General features: G+C 39.4%; 1 protein-coding gene. It reads right to left on the bottom strand.

All coding sequences use genetic code 11. The annotated features are described in order from the left end of the window. Window positions 1-311: 311 nt before the first annotated feature. The coding region (locus CBG25_RS10185; RefSeq protein WP_290603789.1) for a transposase at window positions 312-602 on the bottom strand (291 nt) is incomplete at its 5' end.

Genomic DNA, 602 nt, shown 5'->3' with positions numbered 1-602 from the left:
CATAAACGATTATCTCGTAACAGCCGCTCTTTGTTGATCATTTCAAACCTTTATTCTCTAAGTTAAACCTCTTTTTATTCTCAATAGCGTGACAAAAAATGCAAGTCTCTATTCAGCAACTAGTTTAACGTTTTTAGAGGGCGAGGAGTGAATTCAGAAAGCACGGGGGTAATTTTATATGATTTCCAGAAGTTCAAGGTACCACCATTCTACCCGATATCGATTTGCAGCCGCTAGGCTGCTTCCTTGCTTCGTAGTATCGGAGGTGTAGCATGAAATCCGAGATGATTAAACACGAGTTTCGCACAAAACTAATTTGGGTACGCTAATAAAACACGGATGTGCTCAGCAATAGCATTTTTGATTACGTCCCAATTTTGTTGATAAAGGGTTATTTTTTCAGATATACGACGTTTATGTTGTTCAAACCACGCAGAAATAGCGAGAAAAATATGATTTCTTTGCGCTCGGCTCGTGCGAGCCTGACAGCGTTCAATACCACAATTTTGTTTAACTTCTCGATGATAAACTTCAACAGACCAACGGGCATCCATGATAGATTTGACGTATTCACGGGTGGGATTCTCTTTGTTTGTTACTAT

It is taken from the genome of Arsenophonus sp. ENCA (genome assembly GCF_002287155.1).
Classification (GTDB): Bacteria; Pseudomonadota; Gammaproteobacteria; order Enterobacterales; family Enterobacteriaceae; genus Arsenophonus; species Arsenophonus nilaparvatae.
This window is presented reverse-complemented; position numbering and strand designations above follow the sequence as displayed.